This window comes from Serratia sp. K-E0102, assembly GCF_029962625.1.
Classification (GTDB): Bacteria; Pseudomonadota; Gammaproteobacteria; order Enterobacterales; family Enterobacteriaceae; genus Serratia; species Serratia sarumanii.
The window spans coordinates 4,944,852-4,966,282 of record NZ_CP124754.1; the positions used below are offsets into that span (position 1 = coordinate 4,944,852).

Below are 21,431 nucleotides of genomic sequence, written 5' to 3' on the forward strand. Positions count from 1 at the left end.
AACTGACTAACGCGTCACGGTTGCTTATCAATCCGACTCACCCCTGCAAAAAGAAGCGGAACGCCGGGTTGTCGGTTTCGTCGTGACAATCGTAGCCCAGCGCCTGCAGGTGACGCTCGAATTCCGGCTCGCTTTGCGCCAGCTCGAAGGCCGCCAGCACCCGGCCGAAGTCGGTGCCGTGGCTGCGATAGTGGAACAGCGAAATGTTCCAGTGCGTGCCCAGCGTCTGCAAGAACTTCAGCAGCGCGCCCGGCGACTCCGGAAACTCAAAGCTGTACAGCCGTTCGCGCAGCGGCTTCGACGGACGCCCACCCACCATGTAGCGCACGTGCAGCTTGGCCATCTCGTCGTCCGACAGATCCACCACCTGATAACCGTCGGCGTTGAGTTCGTCGATGATCTCCCGCCGTTCTGCGTGGCCGCGCGTCAGACGCACGCCGACGAAAATGCAGGCGTTATCGGCATCGGCGTAGCGGTAGTTGAATTCGGTCACCGAGCGGCCGCCCAGCAGTTGGCAGAACTTGAGGAAGCTGCCCTGCTGTTCCGGAATGGTTACCGCCAACAGCGCTTCGCGTTGTTCGCCCAGTTCGCAACGTTCGGAAACGTAGCGCAGCCCGTGGAAGTTGAGGTTGGCGCCGGACAGCACGTGCGCCAGACGCTCGCCCTGAATGTTGTGCTGCTGCACGTACTTTTTCAGCCCCGCCAGCGCCAGCGCGCCGGAAGGTTCGGCAATGGCGCGCACGTCCTCGAACAGATCTTTGACCGCCGCGCAGATGGCGTCGCTGTCCACGGTGATCACGTCGTCCAGATACTCACGGCACAGGCGGAAGGTTTCGTCGCCGATGCGCTTCACCGCCACGCCTTCAGCGAACAGCCCGACGCGCGCCAGATCCACCGGATGGCCGGCATCCAGCGCCGCGCGCAGGCAGGCGGAGTCTTCCGCTTCGACGCCAATCACTTTGATCTGCGGCATCAGCTGCTTGATCAGCACCGCCACCCCGGCGGCCAGGCCGCCGCCGCCGACCGGCACGAAGACCCGATCCAGATGCGCGTCTTGCTGCAGCAGCTCCATCGCCAGCGTGCCCTGCCCGGCGATCACCGTCGGATGATCGAACGGCGGCACGAAGGTCATTCCTTGCTGTTGGGAAAGCTCGATCGCCTTCGCCTTGGCCTCGTCGAAATTGGCGCCGTGCAGCAGCACTTCGCCGCCGAAACCGCGCACCGCATCCACCTTGATGTCCGCGGTGGACACCGGCATCACGATCAGCGTTTTGATCCCCAGCCGTTTACCGGAGAAGGCGACGCCCTGCGCGTGGTTGCCGGCCGAAGCCGTTACGACGCCGCGCGCCTTCTGCTCTTCGTCCAGCCCGGCGATCATCGCATAGGCCCCGCGCAGCTTGAAGCTGTGCACCGGCTGGCGATCTTCGCGCTTCACCAAAATGGTGTTGCCGAGGCGCGAAGAGATTTTGCTCATGGCCTGCAACGGGGTGACCTGCGCCACCTCGTAGACCGGCGAGCGCAGTACCGCTCGCAGATATTCCGCGCCGCAGGGGGCGCTGGGTAGGGGTTGAGAGACCGCCATACTGCTTATCCCCCCAGTTTGCTCTTGTCGCGCACCGCGCCTTTGTCGGCGCTGGTGGCCAACGAGGCGTAAGCGCGCAGCGCGAAGGACACCTGACGTTCACGGTTTTTCGGCGTCCAGGCCGCATCGCCGCGCGCCAGTTCCGCCTCATGCCGCGCCGCCAGCTCCTGCTCGCTGACGTCCAGCTGGATGCCGCGATGCGGAATGTCGATCGCGATCATGTCGCCGTCCTGCACCAGGGCGATCAGGCCGCCGTTGGCCGCCTCCGGCGAGGCGTGGCCGATGGACAGCCCGGAGGTGCCGCCGGAAAAACGCCCGTCGGTGATCAGCGCACACGCCTTGCCCAGCCCCATCGATTTCAGATACGTGGTTGGGTAAAGCATTTCCTGCATGCCCGGCCCGCCTTTCGGCCCTTCGTAACGGATAACGACCACGTCGCCCGCCACCACTTTGCCGCCGAGGATAGCTTCTACCGCATCATCCTGGCTTTCATAGACTTTGGCCGGGCCGCGGAAGGTGAGGATTTCCTTGTCTACGCCGGCGGTTTTGACGATGCAGCCATTTTCCGCCAGGTTGCCGTACAGCACCGCCAGCCCGCCGTCCTGACTGTAGGCGTGCTCACGGGTGCGGATGCAGCCCTCCTTGCGGTCGGTGTCCAGCGAATCCCAGCGGCAGTCCTGAGAGAATGCCTGCGTGGTGCGGATACCGGCCGGCCCGGCGGAGTACATTTTCTTGACGCTTTCGTCGCGGGTCAGCATCACGTCGTAGGCTTCCAGCGTCTGCGGCAGGGTCAGCCCCAGCACGTTGTTCACCTCGCGGTTCAGCAAACCGGCGCGATCCAGCTCGCCGAGGATGCCGATTACGCCGCCGGCGCGGTGCACGTCTTCCATATGGTATTTCTGCGTGCTCGGCGCCACCTTGCACAGGTGCGGCACTTTGCGCGACAGGCGGTCGATGTCTTCCATGGTGAAGTCCACCTCGCCTTCCTGTGCCGAAGCCAGCAGGTGCAGCACGGTGTTGGTCGAGCCGCCCATGGCGATGTCCAGCGTCATGGCGTTCTCAAACGCCGCCTTGTTGGCGATATTGCGCGGCAGCGCGCTCTCGTCGTCCTGCTCGTAATAGCGTTTGGTCAGCTCGACGATGCGCTTGCCGGCGTTGAGGAACAGCGCTTTGCGATCGGCGTGGGTGGCCAGCAGCGAGCCGTTGCCCGGCTGCGACAGGCCCAGCGCTTCGGTCAGGCAGTTCATCGAGTTGGCGGTGAACATGCCGGAGCAGGAACCGCAGGTCGGGCAGGCGGAACGCTCGATCTGCTCGCTGTCGGCGTCGCTGACGTTCGGGTTCGCTCCCTGGATCATCGCATCCACCAGATCCAGCTTGATGATCTGGTTGGAGAGTTTGGTCTTGCCGGCTTCCATCGGGCCGCCGGAGACGAAGATCACCGGGATATTCAGGCGCAACGCCGCCATCAGCATGCCCGGGGTGATCTTGTCGCAGTTGGAGATGCACACCATCGCGTCGGCGCAGTGGGCATTCACCATGTATTCGACCGAGTCGGCGATCAGTTCGCGCGACGGCAGGGAATAGAGCATGCCGCCGTGGCCCATGGCGATGCCGTCATCCACCGCGATGGTGTTGAACTCTTTGGCCACGCCGCCGGAGGCTTCGATCTGTTCGGCGACCAGTTTGCCCAGATCGCGCAGATGCACGTGGCCCGGCACGAACTGGGTAAAGGAGTTGACCACGGCGATGATCGGCTTGCCGAAATCGGCGTCGGTCATCCCGGTCGCGCGCCACAATGCGCGGGCACCCGCCATATTGCGGCCGTGGGTGGTGGTGGCGGAACGGTACTTAGGCATGCTCTTTTCACTCCAAATGTATTTATGACAGGCGGCGAACGAACCGCCTGGATATTCTTATCTTGTCTGTCTTGTCGTTACGGATTGACCGGATCCAGCCAGCCGTATTTGTCTTCTGTCTTGCCGCTGAACAGGCCGAAGAACGCCTGCTGGATCTGTTTGGTCACCGGGCCGCATTTGCCGATGCCGACCTGAATGCCGTCCACGCTGCGCACCGGCGTGATTTCCGCCGCGGTGCCGGACATGAACACTTCGTCGGCCAGGTACAGCGATTCGCGCGACAGCACCTGCTCACGCACTTCGAAGCCCATGTCTTTCGCCAGCTTGATGATCGCGTCGCGGGTGATGCCCGGCAGCGCCGAAGAGGTGAACGGCGGGGTGTAAATCACGCCGTCTTTCACTTCAAACAGGTTCTCGCCCGCCCCTTCGGAAATGTAGCCGTGCACGTCGAGCGCAATGCCTTCCTGATAGCCGTGGCGACGCGCTTCGCTGCCCACCAGCAGAGAGGAAAGATAGTTGCCGCCGGCCTTGGCCGCGGTGGGGATGGTGTTTGGTGCGACGCGGTGCCAGGAGGAGACCATCGCGTCGATGCCTTGATCCAGCGCTTCTTCACCCAGATAAGCGCCCCAAGGAAACGCCGCGATAATCACGTCCGTTTTGTAACCGGCCGGCGGGTTGACGCCCATGCCGACATCGCCGACGAACACCAGCGGGCGGATGTACGCGCTGACCAGGTTGTTCTTGCGCAACGTGGCGCGGCAGGCTTCCATCAGTTCGTCAACGCTTTGCGAAACCGGCATGCGGTAGATTTTCGCCGAATCGTGCAGGCGCTGCATATGCTCGCGATGACGGAACACTACCGGCCCCAAGTGCGAGTCGTAGCAGCGCACCCCCTCAAATACCGACGTGCCGTAATGCAGCGCGTGCGACATCACGTGCACTTTGGCCTCGGCCCAGGGAACCATCTCACCATTGAACCAAATGTAATCGGCTTTCTTTGTCATTGTTATTTATCCTTCTCGGCGCCTCAGGCGCGTATTTGTTGTGATGTTGGCTGCTGGATCTCGACGCAGGAGACGTCCATCAGTTTGCTTAATTGAGATGACAACAGGGCAACCGGACGCGGGCTGGCAACGGTCAATTCGATATTGATGCTGTCGGCGTTGGCCGGGGAAACCATATTCATAGCACAAACCTGAAAGCCGCGATGACGCACGACCCGCAATACGCGCTCTAACATTTCGGGGCGAAAACGCGCCTGGATCGAGAGTTGATGCTGCATCATGATATTTCCTCCAACATGGTTTCGTTGCCGGCGCCCGGCGGCACCAGCGGCCAGACGTTTTCGAGTTCGTCGATAGAGACCTGCAGCAGATAAGGGCCTGCGGTGTTGAACAGCGCCTCGAGCGCGCCCTCCACCTGATCCTTGCGGCTGATGCGCTGGCCGGGAATGCCGAAGGCGGCGGCCAGCATCAGGAAGTCGGGGTTATCGGACAGGTTGGTTTCACTGTAGCGGCCGTCGAAGAACAACTGCTGCCATTGACGCACCATTCCGAGGCGCTGGTTGTCCAGCAGCACGATCTTCAGCGGCAGCTGTTTGCGCTTGATGGTGCCCAGTTCCTGCACGTTCATCATGAAGGAGCCATCGCCCGAGACGCAGATCACCGTATCTTGCGGGCGCGCGATCTGGGCCCCTACTGCCGCCGGCACGCCGAACCCCATGGTGCCGAGGCCGCTGGAGGTGATGAAATTCTCCGGGCGTTCGAACGTCATGTGCTGCGCGCTCCACATCTGGTGCTGGCCCACGTCGGTAGTCACTACGCTGTTGGCCGGCTTGCGGGCGGACAGCTGGCGCAAGAACAGCGGCGCGTAGATCGGCTGGCCGGGGTGATCGTAGCGACAGGCGTGGTCGGCTTTCAGCGCCGTCACCTGCTGCTGCCAGGGGGCGATGTTCAGCGGGCGCTGCAACGCCGGCAGCAACGCTTTCAGATCGCCCTGCAGGGCCACATGCGCCTGGCGCAGCTTGCTCATTTCCGCCGGGTCGATATCCATGTGGATCACTTTGGCGTGCGGTGCGAAGGCGTTCAGTTTGCCGGTCACGCGGTCATCGAAACGCGCGCCGACGGCAATCAGCAGATCGCACTCCTGCACCGCCAGGTTGGCAGCCTTGGTGCCGTGCATGCCCAACATGCCGAGGTACAGCGGATCTTGCGCATCCGGCGCGCCCAGCCCCTTCAGGGTGGCGACGTTCGGCATGCGGGTCACGGCGATGAACTCGCGCAGCGCCGGCACCGCCTGCGCCATGCCCACGCCGCCGCCGACGTACAGCATCGGTTTGTGCGCCTGCGCCAGCAGCTCGGCCGCCTCCGCCAACGCCGCCGCCGGGAATGCCGGCACTTCATCGACCGGTATCAGATGCGGGTGCAAGTCGCCCTGCGCCAGCTGGATGTCTTTCGGGATATCGATCAGCACCGGGCCAGGGCGGCCACCGGCGGCGATGGCGAAGGCTTCCGCCATGATGCCCGGCAGCGCGTCCAGCGATTCCACCAGGAAGCTGTGTTTGGTGCAGGCCAAGGACAGGCCGAGAACATCGATCTCCTGAAAGGCATCGGTGCCGATCAGCGCGGAACCCACCTGACCGGTGATGGCGACAACGGGAACGGAATCGAGCAGCGCATCAGCCAGGCCGGTGATCAGGTTGGTGGCGCCGGGGCCGGAAGTGGCGATGCAAACGCCGACTTTGCCGGTGGCGCGGGCGTAGCCGATGGCGGCCATCGCGGCGCCCTGTTCATGGCGGCACAGCAGGTGTTCCACGCCGCCGTCGTACAGCGCATCGTACACCGGCATGATTGCCCCGCCCGGATAGCCGAATACGGTATCCACACCCTGCGCACGCAACGCTTGAACTACCCACTGAGCGCCATTCATAGTTATTTCCCCGCCTTACTTCGACAACTGCAGGATTTTGTTCTGTTTTTCATGTTATGACCCTTGCTCCACTTTTCTCTTGCCAATAAAAAACCCCCGGACCTGACGGTGCGGGGGTTCTCTTGCGATTCCGGCTTGTTTGCTAAGCCTTTCTTCGTCCAAGTGCAGCCCCGCACGGTGGGATAATAATCACCACCACGCTAATCACGACTAGGCTAATCACTTGGGCAAAGGCTTTCATAATGGGTTTGTTCACTGTGCTCATTCAGAACTAATGCTTACAGAGGTACCATAGTCGCGCGCGGCATGACAACACTTTTTTTGCGTTATTATTCGGCGCAATCTGGTCATACCTCACGCGAATCGCCCGGATTTCACACGTTGGCGCGCACGCCCGGATTTTTCACCGCGTCGGTGATCGCCTTACCACGCGTATCCTTGCCGAAGAACACCAACAGGGCGATCGCCACCGCCACCGTACCGGCGACGATCGCCATCGCCAGGCCGTAATTATGCCCATGATGCTCGGCGATGGTGGCTTGCAGCGTGGCGTTGACCGAGGCGATCAGGTTACCCAACTGGTACACGAACCCCGGCAGCACCGCGCGGGTGTTGGCCGGCACCAGCTCAGTCAGGTAGGTCGGCACCACGCCCCAGGCGCCCTGCACCATGAACTGCATCAGGAAAGCGCCGATCCCCAACATCAGCGAACCGCTGGAAAATGCCCACAGCGGGATCACCGGCAGCGCCAGCAACGCGGCGATGATGATCGCTTTTTTGCGGCCGATCTTTTCCGACAACGAACCGAAGAAAACGCCGCCGATAATTGACGCAATATTGTAGCTAATGGCGATGATACTGACGGTTTTTGGATCGAAACCATGCTGAACGTTCAGAAACGCCGGATACAGATCCTGCGTGCCGTGGGAGAAGAAATTGAACGCCGCCATCAGCAGCACCAAATAGCAGCACAGCTTCCAGTGGCTCTTCAACACCGGCAGCAAGGCAGAGCTTTCCTTGCGTTCACGCGCCGCCAGCCACACCGGCGACTCCTGCACACAATAATAAATAAACGGCAGCAGCAGGATCGGCGCCGCGCCGATGACAAACATGCCGCGCCAGCCGACCGTTTCGAACAGCAGGCCGTACACCACCGCCGCCAGCAGATAACCGAACGGATAGCCGGCCTGGAAAATGCCCGACATCAGGCCGCGCGAGCGGTCCGGTATGGTTTCCATCGCCAACGACGACGCCACGCCCCAGATGCCGCCCATCGCAACGCCGTACAACACCCGCAACAGCAAGAAGACCATCAGCGAGGGCGCGGCGGCGGAGAGCAGCTCAAACACCGAGAAGAAGACGATATTCAGCATCAGGATCGGCTTGCGGCCATATTTTTCCGCCGCCCGCCCGAAGATCAGCGCGCCAATCGGGCGCACCGCCAGCGTGAGCAGAATCGCCAACGTCACCTGTTCCAGACCGACGTGAAAGGATTGCGCGATGTCACTGAGTAAGAATACCAGCACGAAAAAATCGAAAGCGTCGAGCGTCCAGCTTGAAAAGCTGGCGATTGCCGCGTTGCGTTGCAGCGGGGTCCAACCAAACATAGTGTTATCCCTACCGTAGAGTACGAAGTCAGGAGGTTTAGCGGCTGCCGGGCAGAATGCGGCGGCGGTCGGGGTTTGTTAAATAAGTGATTTTTCTTTTAATCAATTGTTAAATACACCCGTTAACCCTATGGTTGCAATGCGTATGGGCCGCTAATATGTTGCAGCCTTCAGCGAATTGTTAATGGGTATTGCCGCAGGTTGCGAGGCGGCTCGCACAACCTCATTTATTTCGATGAAAATCAGCGATTACTCTGCTAAATGCATCGAAAAACCACCAATAACGCCGCGCAATACCCAGATGAATCACGCATCATGTCGCCCTCAGCAAGGAGAGCGATATGTCACTGGCGGTAATCTATAGCCGCGCCATCATCGGCGTTCAGGCCCCTTCCGTGACGGTGGAGGTGCATATCAGCAATGGCCTGCCCGGCCTGACGCTGGTCGGCCTGCCGGAAACCACGGTAAAAGAGGCGCGCGATCGGGTGCGCAGCGCCCTGATCAATAACGGTTTCACCTTTCCCGCCCGGCGCATCACCGTCAATTTGGCGCCCGCCGATCTGCCGAAAGAAGGCGGGCGTTACGATCTGCCGATAGCGCTGGCGATCCTCGCCGCCTCCGAGCAATTGCCCCTCGCACCGTTGGCGCGCTACGAGTTTCTTGGCGAGCTCGCGCTGTCCGGCTCACTGCGCGCGGTCAGGGGCGCGATCCCGGCGGCGCTGGCGGCGGCTGATGCCGGGCGGCAACTGATTCTCTCAACGGACAACGCCGCCGAAGTCGGCCTGATCGCGCAGTCGCACTCCCATACCGCCCGGCACCTGTTGGAAGTCTGCGCCTTTCTGCTCGGCCAGGGCGAACTGCCGGTGGCGGCCACGCCTCCCGCTGCGGACACCGCCTGCGACAGCGCCGATCTGCGCGATATCATCGGCCAGGAGCAGGCCAAGCGGGCACTGGAGATCGCCGCCGCCGGCGGGCATAACCTATTGCTGATTGGGCCCCCGGGCACCGGTAAAACCATGCTGGCCAGCCGCCTCACGGGCCTACTGCCACCGCTCACGGAGCCTGAGGCGCTGGAAAGTCTAGCGGTCGCCAGCTTGCAGCATCACATTCCCGCTGCCCTACCATGGCGCCAGAGGCCGTTTCGCGCACCGCACCACAGCGCCTCGATGGCGGCATTGGTCGGCGGCGGCTCACTGCCGCGACCGGGCGAGATCTCGATGGCGCATAACGGCGTGCTGTTTCTGGATGAACTGCCGGAATTCGAGCGTAAGGTACTGGATGCGCTGCGTGAGCCGTTGGAATCCGGCGAGATCGTGATTTCACGCGCCAACGCCAAGGTCTGTTTCCCCGCCAGAGTGCAGCTGATCGCGGCAATGAACCCCAGCCCGACGGGGCACTATCAGGGGTTGCACAATCGCGCCTCACCGCAGCAGGTGTTGCGCTATCTGGCCCGGCTGTCAGGGCCTTTTCTCGACCGTTTCGATCTGTCTATCGAAGTGCCGTTGTTGCCGCCGGGAACACTCAGTCATCGGAAAACACACGGAGAAAGCAGCGAACAAGTGCGGAAAAGAGTGCTGCTGGCACGCGCCCGGCAACTTGAACGCGCCGGTAAAGTCAACGCGCTGCTGAGCAACCGCGAAGTGGAACGGGATTGCGTTCTGCAGGCGGCAGACGCCGAGTTTTTGGAGGCGACATTAAACGCGCTGGGGTTATCGGTTCGCGCCTGGCAGCGCATCTTGAAAGTGGCGCGCACGCTGGCGGATTTGGCGGGAGATGCTGAGCTCGACAGGCGCCACCTCAGCGAAGCACTGGGCTATCGCAGCATGGACCGCCTGCTGTTACAACTGCATCGTAGTCTGGAATGAAAATGGGGCCCGCAGGCCCCATCGTATTTAGTCTTCGCTGTCGCTGTAATCTTCTACTGCGTCAGCCTGCGGTTTACCGCCGGACAGAGTATGGAATTTCTTCGGGCGACGTGTGCGCGCCAGATATTTAGCCCATACTTTTTCCTGTTCGGTAGCCGCTTCGCGCTCACCGCGGCACACTGCGACGAACAGTTGTTCTTCTTCAGTGGCCGGCTGGCGTTTGCCCGAGTCCAGCTCGTTAAACGCGTAGCCGAAGCGCTCTAGCAATTGCGCCTCTTTAATGGTGAAATCGCCGTGACGGGAGAACCCGCGAGGGTAATGTTTATTATCAAAAAAACGATTGGTCGTGGTGAAGCTATCCGCCATCTGACACGCTCCTAATTCTCTTATGGCCGTGCTGTTTATGGCGCGGAGTATTAGATAGGCTTGACAGCGTGTAAAACAAAACATTTAAATCTTAACGACAAATTTTTTTGGAGATAGGTGTGGATACCGAATTACTGAAAACCTTTTTGGAGGTCAGTAGAACGCGTCACTTTGGCAGAGCCGCAGAATCTTTGTACTTAACGCAGTCCGCGGTCAGTTTCCGCATCCGTCAGTTAGAAAACCAGCTGGGCGCCAATTTATTTACCCGTCATCGCAATAATATCCGCCTGACGCCTGCTGGTGAGCGGCTTCTGCCCTATGCCGAGAGCCTGATGAACACCTGGCAGCTGGCGAAAAAGGAGGTCGTGCGTTCGCTGCAACACACCGAGTTGTCGATCGGCGCTACCGCTTCGCTGTGGGAAGCCTATCTGACCCCTTGGCTACAGGCGCTCTATCAACAACGCGAAGCGCTGCAGCTAGAAGCCAGGGTGGCATTAAGGCACTCTTTGGTAAAACAACTGCATGAAAGGCAGCTCGATTTACTGATCACCACTGAACCGCCTAAGATGGATGAATTGGCCAGCCAGCAACTGAGCAATTTCTCATTACGCCTGTTCTCATCCGCGCATCGTGACAAACAGGCCCCCATGCCCTACATCAAGCTGGAATGGGGAGCCGACTTCCACCAACAGGAAAGCCGCATACTGGAAGGTGATAACGTGCCGGTGCTTACTACCACCTCCGCTCACCTGACGCGTCAGCTGTTGGAAACCACGGGTGGATGTGCTTTCCTGCCCAGCCAGTGGGAAAAAGAGTATCCACAGTTGGTGGCCGCCACCGAGATCCCGCCGATTATCCGCCCACTGTATGCCGTCTGGTTGCAAAACAGCGATCAACAGCCTTTGATTCGGCAATTACTTAAAATACCTTTAAATACCGCAGCCTAAAGCGTTATGGCGGCCTTAAACGCCGTCATCGTGGTCATGCCTGTCTATCATACCAAAACGCGCTCATCGCCTTCTGAGAGAAGATAATGCAAAACGAGATAAGAATCAGGAGGCCGGCAGGATAGAGTTCGGAGGAACATGAAGCAACCAGGATCGGGCAAACATCGGCATATAACGTCAAAAGCGCTCTATTCCAAAGCGGTAAGGAAGAAAAATGATAGGCAAAAAAAAACCCTTTGCTTTCGCAAAGGGTTCTTAATATGGCAGGGGCGGAGAGACTCGAACTCGCGACACCCGGTTTTGGAGACCGGTGCTCTACCAACTGAGCTACGCCCCTAAATCTCGCTTAACATTATGCCTGCTAATAAAGCAGGCATAATTAAATAAGTGGCGGAACGGACGGGGCTCGAACCCGCGACCCCCTGCGTGACAGGCAGGTATTCTAACCAACTGAACTACCGCTCCACCGATTCTTTTACGTTGCATCTTTCGATGCCGGCAATATCGCGCGCTGCGATTTGCGCATTACCAGTCGTCACGCTGATAACGTTTGTTTGATGCCTGGCAGTGTCCTACTCTCGCATGGGGAGACCCCACACTACCATCGGCGCTACGGCGTTTCACTTCTGAGTTCGGCATGGGGTCAGGTGGGACCACCGCGCTATTGCCGCCAGGCAAATTCTGTTTCATTCCAACCGCTTCACTTTCGTGTCGCCATCAGAACCAATCTCGGAACTTCGCTGAAAATCTCTTCGTCTCTAAAACACCTTCGGTGTTGTAAGGTTAAGCCTCACGGATCATTAGTACTGGTTAGCTCAATGCATCGCTGCACTTACACACCCAGCCTATCAACGTCTTAGTCTTAAACGTTCCTTCAGTGGACTCAAAGTCCAAGGGAAGACTCATCTTGAGGCAAGTTTCGCGCTTAGATGCTTTCAGCGCTTATCTTTTCCGCACTTAGCTACCGGGCAATGCCATTGGCATGACAACCCGAACACCAGTGGTGCGTTCACTCCGGTCCTCTCGTACTAGGAGCAACCCCTCTCAATCTTCCAACGCCCACGGCAGATAGGGACCGAACTGTCTCACGACGTTCTAAACCCAGCTCGCGTACCACTTTAAATGGCGAACAGCCATACCCTTGGGACCTACTTCAGCCCCAGGATGTGATGAGCCGACATCGAGGTGCCAAACACCGCCGTCGATATGAACTCTTGGGCGGTATCAGCCTGTTATCCCCGGAGTACCTTTTATCCGTTGAGCGATGGCCCTTCCATTCAGAACCACCGGATCACTAAGACCTACTTTCGTACCTGCTCGAGCCGTCACTCTCGCAGTCAAGCTAGCTTATGCCTTTGCACTAACCTCACGATGTCCGACCGTGATTAGCTAACCTTCGTGCTCCTCCGTTACTCTTTGGGAGGAGACCGCCCCAGTCAAACTACCCACCAGACACTGTCCTCACCCCAGATTATGGGGCCGAGTTAGAACATCAAACATTAAAGGGTGGTATTTCAAGGATGGCTCCACGCAGACTGGCGTCCACGCTTCAAAGCCTCCCACCTATCCTACACATCAAGGCTCAATGTTCAGTGTCAAGCTATAGTAAAGGTTCACGGGGTCTTTCCGTCTTGCCGCGGGTACACTGCATCTTCACAGCGAGTTCAATTTCACTGAGTCTCGGGTGGAGACAGCCTGGCCATCATTACGCCATTCGTGCAGGTCGGAACTTACCCGACAAGGAATTTCGCTACCTTAGGACCGTTATAGTTACGGCCGCCGTTTACTGGGGCTTCGATCAAGAGCTTCGCCTTGCGGCTGACCCCATCAATTAACCTTCCAGCACCGGGCAGGCGTCACACCGTATACGTCCACTTTCGTGTTTGCACAGTGCTGTGTTTTTATTAAACAGTTGCAGCCAGCTGGTATCTTCGACTGGCTTCAGCTCCATCCGCGAGGGACTTCACCTACATGCCAGCGTGCCTTCTCCCGAAGTTACGGCACCATTTTGCCTAGTTCCTTCACCCGAGTTCTCTCAAGCGCCTTGGTATTCTCTACCTGACCACCTGTGTCGGTTTGGGGTACGATTTAATGTTACCTGGAGCTTAGAGGATTTTCCTGGAAGCAGGGCATCAACTACTTCTGCACCGTAGTGCATCGTCATCACGCCTCAGGGTTGATATGCAACCGGATTTACCAGGTCACACCCCCTACACGCTTAAACCGGGACAACCGTCGCCCGGCCAGCCTAGCCTTCTCCGTCCCCCCTTCGCAGTAACACCAAGTACAGGAATATTAACCTGTTTCCCATCGACTACGCTTTTCAGCCTCGCCTTAGGGGTCGACTCACCCTGCCCCGATTAACGTTGGACAGGAACCCTTGGTCTTCCGGCGAGCGGGCTTTTCACCCGCTTTATCGTTACTTATGTCAGCATTCGCACTTCTGATACCTCCAGCAACCCTCACAGGCCACCTTCAACGGCTTACAGAACGCTCCCCTACCCAACAACGCCTAAGCGTCGCTGCCGCAGCTTCGGTGCATGGTTTAGCCCCGTTACATCTTCCGCGCAGGCCGACTCGACCAGTGAGCTATTACGCTTTCTTTAAATGATGGCTGCTTCTAAGCCAACATCCTGGCTGTCTGTGCCTTCCCACATCGTTTCCCACTTAACCATGACTTTGGGACCTTAGCTGGCGGTCTGGGTTGTTTCCCTCTTCACGACGGACGTTAGCACCCGCCGTGTGTCTCCCGTGATAACATTCTTCGGTATTCGGAGTTTGCATCGGTTTGGTAAGCCGGGATGGCCCCCTAGCCGAAACAGTGCTCTACCCCCGAAGATGAGTTCACGAGGCGCTACCTAAATAGCTTTCGGGGAGAACCAGCTATCTCCCGGTTTGATTGGCCTTTCACCCCCAGCCACAAGTCATCCGCTAATTTTTCAACATTAGTCGGTTCGGTCCTCCAGTTAGTGTTACCCAACCTTCAACCTGCCCATGGCTAGATCACCGGGTTTCGGGTCTATACCTTGCAACTAATCGCCCAGTTAAGACTCGGTTTCCCTACGGCTCCCCTATACGGTTAACCTTGCTACAAAATATAAGTCGCTGACCCATTATACAAAAGGTACGCAGTCACACCACGAAGGTGCTCCCACTGCTTGTACGTACACGGTTTCAGGTTCTATTTCACTCCCCTCGCCGGGGTTCTTTTCGCCTTTCCCTCACGGTACTGGTTCACTATCGGTCAGTCAGGAGTATTTAGCCTTGGAGGATGGTCCCCCCATATTCAGACAGGATGTCACGTGTCCCGCCCTACTCATCGAACTCACGACCTGTGCATTTTAGTGTACGGGGCTATCACCCTTTGCTGCGCGACTTTCCAGACGCTTCCACTAACACACAAGCCGATTCAGGTTCTGGGCTCCTCCCCGTTCGCTCGCCGCTACTGGGGGAATCTCGGTTGATTTCTTTTCCTCGGGGTACTTAGATGTTTCAGTTCCCCCGGTTCGCCTCATGCCACTATGTATTCATGACATGATAGTGTGTCGAAACACACTGGGTTTCCCCATTCGGGTATCGCCGGTTGTAACGGTTCATATCACCTTACCGACGCTTTTCGCAGATTAGCACGCCCTTCATCGCCTCTGACTGCCTAGGCATCCACCGTGTACGCTTAGTCACTTAACCTCACAACCCGAAGATGTTTCCATCGTTCGCGCTGCAAACATTTGAGAGACTCTATGACAGGTTACTCTTTATCCCAGTACTTCTACGGAGGGATAAATTTCAGCCGTCATGTTTCAATTTTCAGCTTGTTCCAGATTGTTAAAGAGCAAAATACTTCGCAGCATACTGTTTCCAATATACTCTGAAGTAGTGAAATACCGGACTATATGGTGGAGCTAAGCGGGATCGAACCGCTGACCTCCTGCGTGCAAGGCAGGCGCTCTCCCAGCTGAGCTATAGCCCCATACAGTCACGCGCAGTACCTTTTCCACTTCCGAGAAGTGGTAGGCCTGAGTGGACTTGAACCACCGACCTCACCCTTATCAGGGGTGCGCTCTAACCACCTGAGCTACAAGCCTATAAAGGTATTTCTGCTCGTTACTTTCTATCAGACAATCTGTGTGAGCACGCCACGCGAACTAATATCTTTAGGTAAGGAGGTGATCCAACCGCAGGTTCCCCTACGGTTACCTTGTTACGACTTCACCCCAGTCATGAATCACAAAGTGGTAAGCGCCCTCCCGAAGGTTAAGCTACCTACTTCTTTTGCAACCCACTCCCATGGTGTGACGGGCGGTGTGTACAAGGCCCGGGAACGTATTCACCGTAGCATTCTGATCTACGATTACTAGCGATTCCGACTTCATGGAGTCGAGTTGCAGACTCCAATCCGGACTACGACATACTTTATGAGGTCCGCTTGCTCTCGCGAGGTCGCTTCTCTTTGTATATGCCATTGTAGCACGTGTGTAGCCCTACTCGTAAGGGCCATGATGACTTGACGTCATCCCCACCTTCCTCCAGTTTATCACTGGCAGTCTCCTTTGAGTTCCCGGCCGAACCGCTGGCAACAAAGGATAAGGGTTGCGCTCGTTGCGGGACTTAACCCAACATTTCACAACACGAGCTGACGACAGCCATGCAGCACCTGTCTCAGAGTTCCCGAAGGCACCAATCCATCTCTGGAAAGTTCTCTGGATGTCAAGAGTAGGTAAGGTTCTTCGCGTTGCATCGAATTAAACCACATGCTCCACCGCTTGTGCGGGCCCCCGTCAATTCATTTGAGTTTTAACCTTGCGGCCGTACTCCCCAGGCGGTCGATTTAACGCGTTAGCTCCGGAAGCCACGCCTCAAGGGCACAACCTCCAAATCGACATCGTTTACAGCGTGGACTACCAGGGTATCTAATCCTGTTTGCTCCCCACGCTTTCGCACCTGAGCGTCAGTCTTCGTCCAGGGGGCCGCCTTCGCCACCGGTATTCCTCCAGATCTCTACGCATTTCACCGCTACACCTGGAATTCTACCCCCCTCTACGAGACTCTAGCTTGCCAGTTTCAAATGCAGTTCCCAGGTTGAGCCCGGGGATTTCACATCTGACTTAACAAACCGCCTGCGTGCGCTTTACGCCCAGTAATTCCGATTAACGCTTGCACCCTCCGTATTACCGCGGCTGCTGGCACGGAGTTAGCCGGTGCTTCTTCTGCGAGTAACGTCAATTGATGAACGTATTAAGTTCACCACCTTCCTCCTCGCTGAAAGTGCTTTACAACCCGAAGGCCTTCTTCACACACGCGGCATGGCTGCATCAGGCTTGCGCCCATTGTGCAATATTCCCCACTGCTGCCTCCCGTAGGAGTCTGGACCGTGTCTCAGTTCCAGTGTGGCTGGTCATCCTCTCAGACCAGCTAGGGATCGTCGCCTAGGTGAGCCATTACCCCACCTACTAGCTAATCCCATCTGGGCACATCTGATGGCAAGAGGCCCGAAGGTCCCCCTCTTTGGTCTTGCGACGTTATGCGGTATTAGCTACCGTTTCCAGTAGTTATCCCCCTCCATCAGGCAGTTTCCCAGACATTACTCACCCGTCCGCCGCTCGTCACCCGGGGAGCAAGCTCCCTTGTGCTACCGCTCGACTTGCATGTGTTAAGCCTGCCGCCAGCGTTCAATCTGAGCCATGATCAAACTCTTCAATTAAAAGCTTGATGTGCTTCCACTCGAGAAGCGATGCTCAAAGATTTACTGCATGAATTTTACTTCAGTTAGTCACTCTTCAAGACTTGATATTTTTTTGCATCCGAAGATGCTGGATATCGTCTTGTGGAGTGCCCACACAGATTGTCTGATAAATTGTTAAAGAGCAGTGCCGAGAAACTCATCGGCGCGGGCTGCGTATATTACGCTTTTAGCCCGGAGAGTCAAGCGTTTATTTCGCTGTCTTCTCGCTGACCCGGCGGCTTGTCAGTCGTTGTTCCCGGTCAGTGGAGGCGCATTATAGGGAGTTCTCGGCAGGCCGCAACCCCTATTTTCAATATTTTTTCCGACCGTTGAATGTTTAACCAAAACACCGTTAAAGCGGCAGTTTTTTCAACGATTTAAAGCCGTAGATCTGCAAAACGGGCAATAAAGCGTCAGTATCTTCATTCAACGCCATGCAATAGGCCAGATTCTCTTCCTGGCTCGAGACCAGATTTTCCTGCGTCGAGATGAGCCAGGCGGTACGACGGGCAATCGCCGCGCCGGAATCCACCAGCCGGGTGCCTTCCGGCAACACCTGCATCAGCTCTTCAGCTAATAGAGGGAAATGGGTGCAGCCAAGCACGACGGTATCCGGCGGCTCGCGCATGCTCAGCCACGGATGCAGGATCTTCTTCAGTACCGGCAACGGCACGGCTTCGCCGTGCAGCTTGGCCTCCGCCAGCTCCACCAGCTCTGAAGAGCCCAGCAGTTCAATCTTGCAGTCGGTAGCGAAACGGGAAATCAGTTCGTGGGTGTAGCTGCGCTGTACGGTGCCACGGGTCGCCAACAGGCCGACGATGCCGTTAACGGTAAGACGGGCGGCAGGCTTGATGGCGGGCACCACGCCCACGACCGGGAAGCTGAAACGCTCGCGCAGGGCCGGCAAGGAAACGGTGCTGGCGGTGTTGCAGGCAATGACGACAATCGCCAGAGGATGCCGCTGCTGCACTGCGCCGACAATCTCCATCACGCGCTCAACGATAAACTCTTCGGACTTCTCGCCGTAGGGGAACGCCACGTTGTCGAAAGCGTATATATAGTGGAGATCCGGCAGCAACTGCCGAATCTCCTGATATACCGACAGCCCGCCGACGCCGGAATCGAAAACCAGCACCGTCGGGCGAGGTGTGGCGGTGCTGTTAGAAGGTATAGCTTCCAGTGAGGTAGTATTCTCTTCCTGGAGTAGCGTAGCCATAGGCCGTCTCATAATCTTTATCAAACAGGTTGGCAATTCTACCACGAACTGTCAGATGAGATGTGACCGGATACGAAACTGCGAGATCCCACAGGCTCACGCCGCCGAGTTTCACGCTCTGCTCCGGATAGGTACTGTAGTCCTTGTCATAACGTTGACCCAGATATTGATAAGTCACCGCCCAGTCAAAGTCATACAGCTGCCAGTCCAGCTCATATTTCACCTGCTGTTTGGCGCGGCGCAGCAGCACTTCGTGAGTTTTTGCGTTACGCGGATCGACATAATCGTAACCAATCTGGTGCGTCAGCGGGCCGGTATCAAAAGACGCCGTCGCTTCAATCCCTTTGATGGTCGCTTTACCCACGTTGTAATAGACGTAGTTGGTTTCCCCCGTGGAATCGATCAAATTGTCGATGTCGTTGCGATAACCGGAGATGCGCCAGGTCACCGGCCCGGTCAGCCCTTCAAAACCGCCTTCCCACTGCTTGCTTTCTTCCGGCTTCAGATCGGTGTTATTGCCAAAGTTGCCGTATAGCTGGCTCATATTGGGTGCTTTGAACGCCGTGCCATACGACGCGATAAAACGGTATCCCTCGACGAACTCCCAGGCCGCGCTGGTTTGCCAGGTGCCGTGCCAGCCAAACTCGGAATGATCGTCACCCCGAACCGCGCCTTCCAGCGTCACCGGGCCAACCAGTTGCTGCGCGGTCAGATAGATGCCTGCATCACGTTGGCTTTTTTCACCCTTTACGGTGGTGGAGTCCGGTTTGATTTTCTGTTGCTGCCAGTCGACGCCAGAGCTTACGGTACCCTGTCCAACCTGCAGCGTATTGCCCCACTGCAGGTTGTACTGTTCGGAATCCACCAGGCTGGCCGAGCTGTCATGCATACCGCGGCGAGGATCGTAATCGTAATCCTTGCTATGGCTGTAGCTGCCGGTCAATTGTGTTGCGTAAATGCCTTCTTTATAACGCAATCCGGTATCCCAGGTTTGGCTGTACAGCTTGCGAGTATCGAGCAGAGAGCTGGCCGGAGAGGAATAGTAACTATCGTACGCCGTGCGGTTGTCGTAGCCATACCCACGTACAAAACCGCTGACCGATTCGCTGAACTGATGCTCAAGCGCACCATACAGTGATTTACTCATAAAACCATCGCGATCCTGCTGGCTTTGCATACCGGTACTGCCATAGGCCACCACGTCATACCCTTTGGTATAGGTGTAGTCGCCCGCCACCGTCGCCACGGTGCTGTCGCCCAGCTGCTGTTGGGTCGACGCGTCATAGGATTGATAGCCGTTGGAGCCGAGGCCGGCGGAAAGCGTCGTGCCATTCTTTTCGCGGGTGGTAATGATGTTGACCACGCCGCCGATGGCGTCGGAGCCGTACACCGCCGAGCGCGGGCCGCGGATGTATTCGACTTTCTGCACCAGCGAAATTGGGATTTGGCTAAGATCGGAAGAACCGCTGACGCCCGCCTGATTAAGGCGAATGCCGTCAATTAGCACCAGCACGTGGCTGGAGTTGGTGCCGCGAATAAACAGCGAGCTCTTTTGCCCCAGCCCGCCGTTCTGGCCAACATCCACGCCCGGCAGGCGGCGCATCACGTCGGTCAGGCTCTTGGCCTGCCAGCGATCGATATCGTTGCGGGTGACGATGGAAGTCGGCGCCAGCACGGAAGAAACCGGCTGCGGGAAACGGTTGGCGGTCACCACCAAGTTATCGCCATTCGTGGTTGTGGTGTTGTCTTGCGCCCATCCAGAAAAAGCCGTGACGGAGGAAACCACCGCCAGCAGCGTATTTTTTGTAATTGTCATGAGAAAAGCATCCAAACTTAATTGGCGGATGCCGCAGGATCATGGCCGATAGTTCGCGACGGCCACGGACATTGCGACGTAACACCGGCAGGTCTTCGGGCTTGGGATTTGCAGGCCGCGGGGCGCGACCGGCAACGGGCGATGACTTCCCATCCTGCAATGGACAGTGTCTGCGTCGAAACGCTATCGCCGTGACTTCCCCTTACCGCTGCGCGTCAGCTCCGGATTCACACCGGATTCCCTTTTCACTCGCTGCTTGAGGCCGGACGGCAATGCTACGATCAATGAAAATAGATGTCTAGACTGCTACTAATGTTACAAATAATAAACGCGACAAAACTGGACTTCACGGGCTGATTCCCTACAATCCCCGCTGATCAAATTTGCCTGACGAGAAGACACACATGACGCCCGAGAATTTGCCTATTGAACGTTACGATGACCAACTGGCGGAGAAAGTCGCCCGCCTGAAGACGTTGATGTCACCGTTCGCGGCGCCCGAGCCGGAAGTGTTCCGCTCGCCAGTCGACCACTACCGCATGCGCGCCGAATTCCGCATCTGGCACGACGCGGACGACATGTACCACATCATGTTCGATCAGCAGACCAAGCAGCGTATTCGCGTCGATCGGTTCCCGGCCGCCAGCGAACTGATCAACCGCCTGATGAGCGCCCTGATCGCCGCGCTGAAACCGGAACCGATCCTGCGTCACAAGCTGTTCCAGATCGATTATCTGTCGACGCAAAGCGGCAAAATCATCGCTTCGTTGCTGTATCACCGCAAGCTGGATGACGTTTGGCAACGGCACGCCGAGCAGCTGCGTGACGATCTGCGCGCGCAGGGTTTCGACCTGCAGCTGATCGGCCGGGCGTCGAAGACCAAAATCATGCTCGACCAGGATTATGTTGACGAAGTACTGCCGGTCGCCGGCCGCGACATGATCTACCGCCAGGTGGAAAACAGCTTTACTCAGCCCAACGCGGCCATGAACGTGCAGATGCTGGAATGGGCGCTGGCGGTGACCGCCGGTTCCAAAGGCGATTTGCTGGAGCTGTATTGCGGCAACGGCAACTTCTCGCTGGCGCTGGCGCGCAATTTCGAGCGCGTGCTGGCAACCGAAATCGCCAAACCGTCGGTGGCGGCGGCGCAATACAACATCGCTGCCAACCATATCGACAACGTGCAGATCATTCGCATGGCGGCGGAAGACTTCACTCAGGCGATGAACGGGGTGCGCGAATTCAACCGATTGAAAGGCATCGATCTGAGCGGCTACAACTGCGAGACGATTTTCGTCGATCCGCCGCGCAGCGGGCTGGACGAGGAAACGGTGAAGATGGTGCAGGCCTACCCGCGCATTCTCTATATCTCATGCAATCCGGAAACGCTGTGCGCCAACCTGGAAGCGCTGCAGGCCACGCACCGGGTCAGCCGCCTGGCGCTGTTCGATCAGTTCCCGTATACCCATCACATGGAATGCGGCGTGTTGCTGGAAAAGCACCGCTGATACGACAGGGGCGCCATC

The 21,431-nt window shown here is 57.6% G+C and carries 13 protein-coding genes, 4 tRNA genes, 3 rRNA genes and 1 riboswitch; of the genes, 3 read left to right on the forward strand and 17 right to left on the reverse strand.

The annotated features are described in order from the left end of the window. Positions 1 to 37 precede the first annotated feature (37 nt). The 7 genes from ilvA to SSARUM2_RS23360 all read right to left on the reverse strand — a co-directional run bounded on the left by ilvA (position 38) and on the right by SSARUM2_RS23360 (position 7,973). Positions 38 to 1,582, reverse strand: a complete 1,545-nt coding sequence (gene ilvA, locus SSARUM2_RS23330; protein WP_015379394.1) for a threonine ammonia-lyase, biosynthetic — start codon at positions 1,580 to 1,582, stop codon at positions 38 to 40. A gap of 5 nt (positions 1,583 to 1,587) precedes the next feature. Continuing rightward, positions 1,588 to 3,438: a dihydroxy-acid dehydratase gene (ilvD, locus tag SSARUM2_RS23335; RefSeq protein ID WP_033649965.1), complete on the reverse strand. Its 1,851-nt coding sequence runs from the start codon at positions 3,436 to 3,438 to the stop codon at positions 1,588 to 1,590. A 77-nt stretch (positions 3,439 to 3,515) separates the two neighbouring features. Next, the gene (locus SSARUM2_RS23340) at positions 3,516 to 4,442 is read right to left on the reverse strand and encodes a branched-chain amino acid transaminase (protein WP_033636413.1); all 927 of its coding nucleotides are present in this window, start codon (positions 4,440 to 4,442) and stop codon (positions 3,516 to 3,518) included. A 23-nt stretch (positions 4,443 to 4,465) separates the two neighbouring features. After that, the gene (ilvM, locus tag SSARUM2_RS23345; RefSeq protein WP_004929955.1) at positions 4,466 to 4,723 is read right to left on the reverse strand and encodes an acetolactate synthase 2 small subunit; all 258 of its coding nucleotides are present in this window, start codon (positions 4,721 to 4,723) and stop codon (positions 4,466 to 4,468) included. After that, positions 4,720 to 6,366: an acetolactate synthase 2 catalytic subunit gene (gene ilvG, locus SSARUM2_RS23350; protein WP_060429273.1), complete on the reverse strand. Its 1,647-nt coding sequence runs from the start codon at positions 6,364 to 6,366 to the stop codon at positions 4,720 to 4,722. Before ilvG ends, ilvM begins: the two co-directional genes overlap by 4 nt. Positions 6,367 to 6,508: 142 nt before the next feature. Then, positions 6,509 to 6,607, reverse strand: a complete 99-nt coding sequence (gene ilvL / locus SSARUM2_RS23355; protein ID WP_013814970.1) for an ilv operon leader peptide — start codon at positions 6,605 to 6,607, stop codon at positions 6,509 to 6,511. 133 nt (positions 6,608 to 6,740) lie between these two features. Continuing rightward, complete coding sequence (locus SSARUM2_RS23360) at positions 6,741 to 7,973, reverse strand: MFS transporter (protein WP_060439637.1); 1,233 nt, start codon at positions 7,971 to 7,973, stop codon at positions 6,741 to 6,743. Positions 7,974 to 8,314: 341 nt separating this feature from the next. Between SSARUM2_RS23360 and SSARUM2_RS23365 the strand changes: the two genes are divergently transcribed. After that, positions 8,315 to 9,838 carry a YifB family Mg chelatase-like AAA ATPase gene (locus SSARUM2_RS23365; RefSeq protein WP_060439635.1) on the forward strand — a complete coding sequence of 508 codons (1,524 nt, stop codon included), beginning with the start codon at positions 8,315 to 8,317 and terminating at the stop codon, positions 9,836 to 9,838. Positions 9,839 to 9,865: 27 nt separating this feature from the next. On the opposite strand, the gene SSARUM2_RS23370 is transcribed toward SSARUM2_RS23365, so the two are convergent. Further along, entirely contained in the window at positions 9,866 to 10,204 is a 339-nt protein-coding gene (locus tag SSARUM2_RS23370; RefSeq protein ID WP_004929946.1) for a DUF413 domain-containing protein, read from the reverse strand. 119 nt (positions 10,205 to 10,323) lie between these two features. On the opposite strand from SSARUM2_RS23370, the gene hdfR reads away from it, so the two are divergent. After that, complete coding sequence (hdfR, locus tag SSARUM2_RS23375; protein ID WP_033649961.1) at positions 10,324 to 11,151, forward strand: HTH-type transcriptional regulator HdfR; 828 nt, start codon at positions 10,324 to 10,326, stop codon at positions 11,149 to 11,151. Positions 11,152 to 11,412: 261 nt separating this feature from the next. Here the strand turns inward: hdfR and SSARUM2_RS23380 are convergent. The 9 genes from SSARUM2_RS23380 to btuB form a co-directional block, all read right to left on the reverse strand. Continuing rightward, positions 11,413 to 11,488, reverse strand: a tRNA-Trp gene (locus SSARUM2_RS23380). Between the two features lie 51 nt (positions 11,489 to 11,539). After that, positions 11,540 to 11,616 (reverse strand) — tRNA-Asp (locus SSARUM2_RS23385). Between the two features lie 94 nt (positions 11,617 to 11,710). Then, positions 11,711 to 11,826, reverse strand: a 5S ribosomal RNA gene (gene rrf / locus SSARUM2_RS23390). Positions 11,827 to 11,930: 104 nt separating this feature from the next. Continuing rightward, positions 11,931 to 14,838: ribosomal RNA gene (locus SSARUM2_RS23395) — 23S ribosomal RNA — on the reverse strand. Between the two features lie 207 nt (positions 14,839 to 15,045). Beyond that, a tRNA-Ala gene (locus SSARUM2_RS23400) sits at positions 15,046 to 15,121 on the reverse strand. Between the two features lie 38 nt (positions 15,122 to 15,159). After that, positions 15,160 to 15,236 (reverse strand) — tRNA-Ile (locus SSARUM2_RS23405). Between the two features lie 74 nt (positions 15,237 to 15,310). Further along, positions 15,311 to 16,852: ribosomal RNA gene (locus SSARUM2_RS23410) — 16S ribosomal RNA — on the reverse strand. Together the 16S, 23S and 5S rRNA genes with 4 tRNA genes alongside form the textbook arrangement of a ribosomal RNA operon. Positions 16,853 to 17,225: 373 nt before the next feature. Beyond that, complete coding sequence (gene murI, locus SSARUM2_RS23415; RefSeq protein WP_049195663.1) at positions 17,226 to 18,089, reverse strand: glutamate racemase; 864 nt, start codon at positions 18,087 to 18,089, stop codon at positions 17,226 to 17,228. Next, the gene (gene btuB / locus SSARUM2_RS23420; RefSeq protein ID WP_060453255.1) at positions 18,034 to 19,905 is read right to left on the reverse strand and encodes a TonB-dependent vitamin B12 receptor BtuB; all 1,872 of its coding nucleotides are present in this window, start codon (positions 19,903 to 19,905) and stop codon (positions 18,034 to 18,036) included. Before btuB ends, murI begins: the two co-directional genes overlap by 56 nt. A gap of 68 nt (positions 19,906 to 19,973) precedes the next feature. After that, positions 19,974 to 20,187, reverse strand: a riboswitch (cobalamin riboswitch). A gap of 122 nt (positions 20,188 to 20,309) precedes the next feature. Between btuB and trmA the strand changes: the two genes are divergently transcribed. Next, positions 20,310 to 21,413, forward strand: a complete 1,104-nt coding sequence (trmA, locus tag SSARUM2_RS23425) for a tRNA (uridine(54)-C5)-methyltransferase TrmA (RefSeq protein WP_060443912.1) — start codon at positions 20,310 to 20,312, stop codon at positions 21,411 to 21,413. Positions 21,414 to 21,431: the final 18 nt, after the last annotated feature.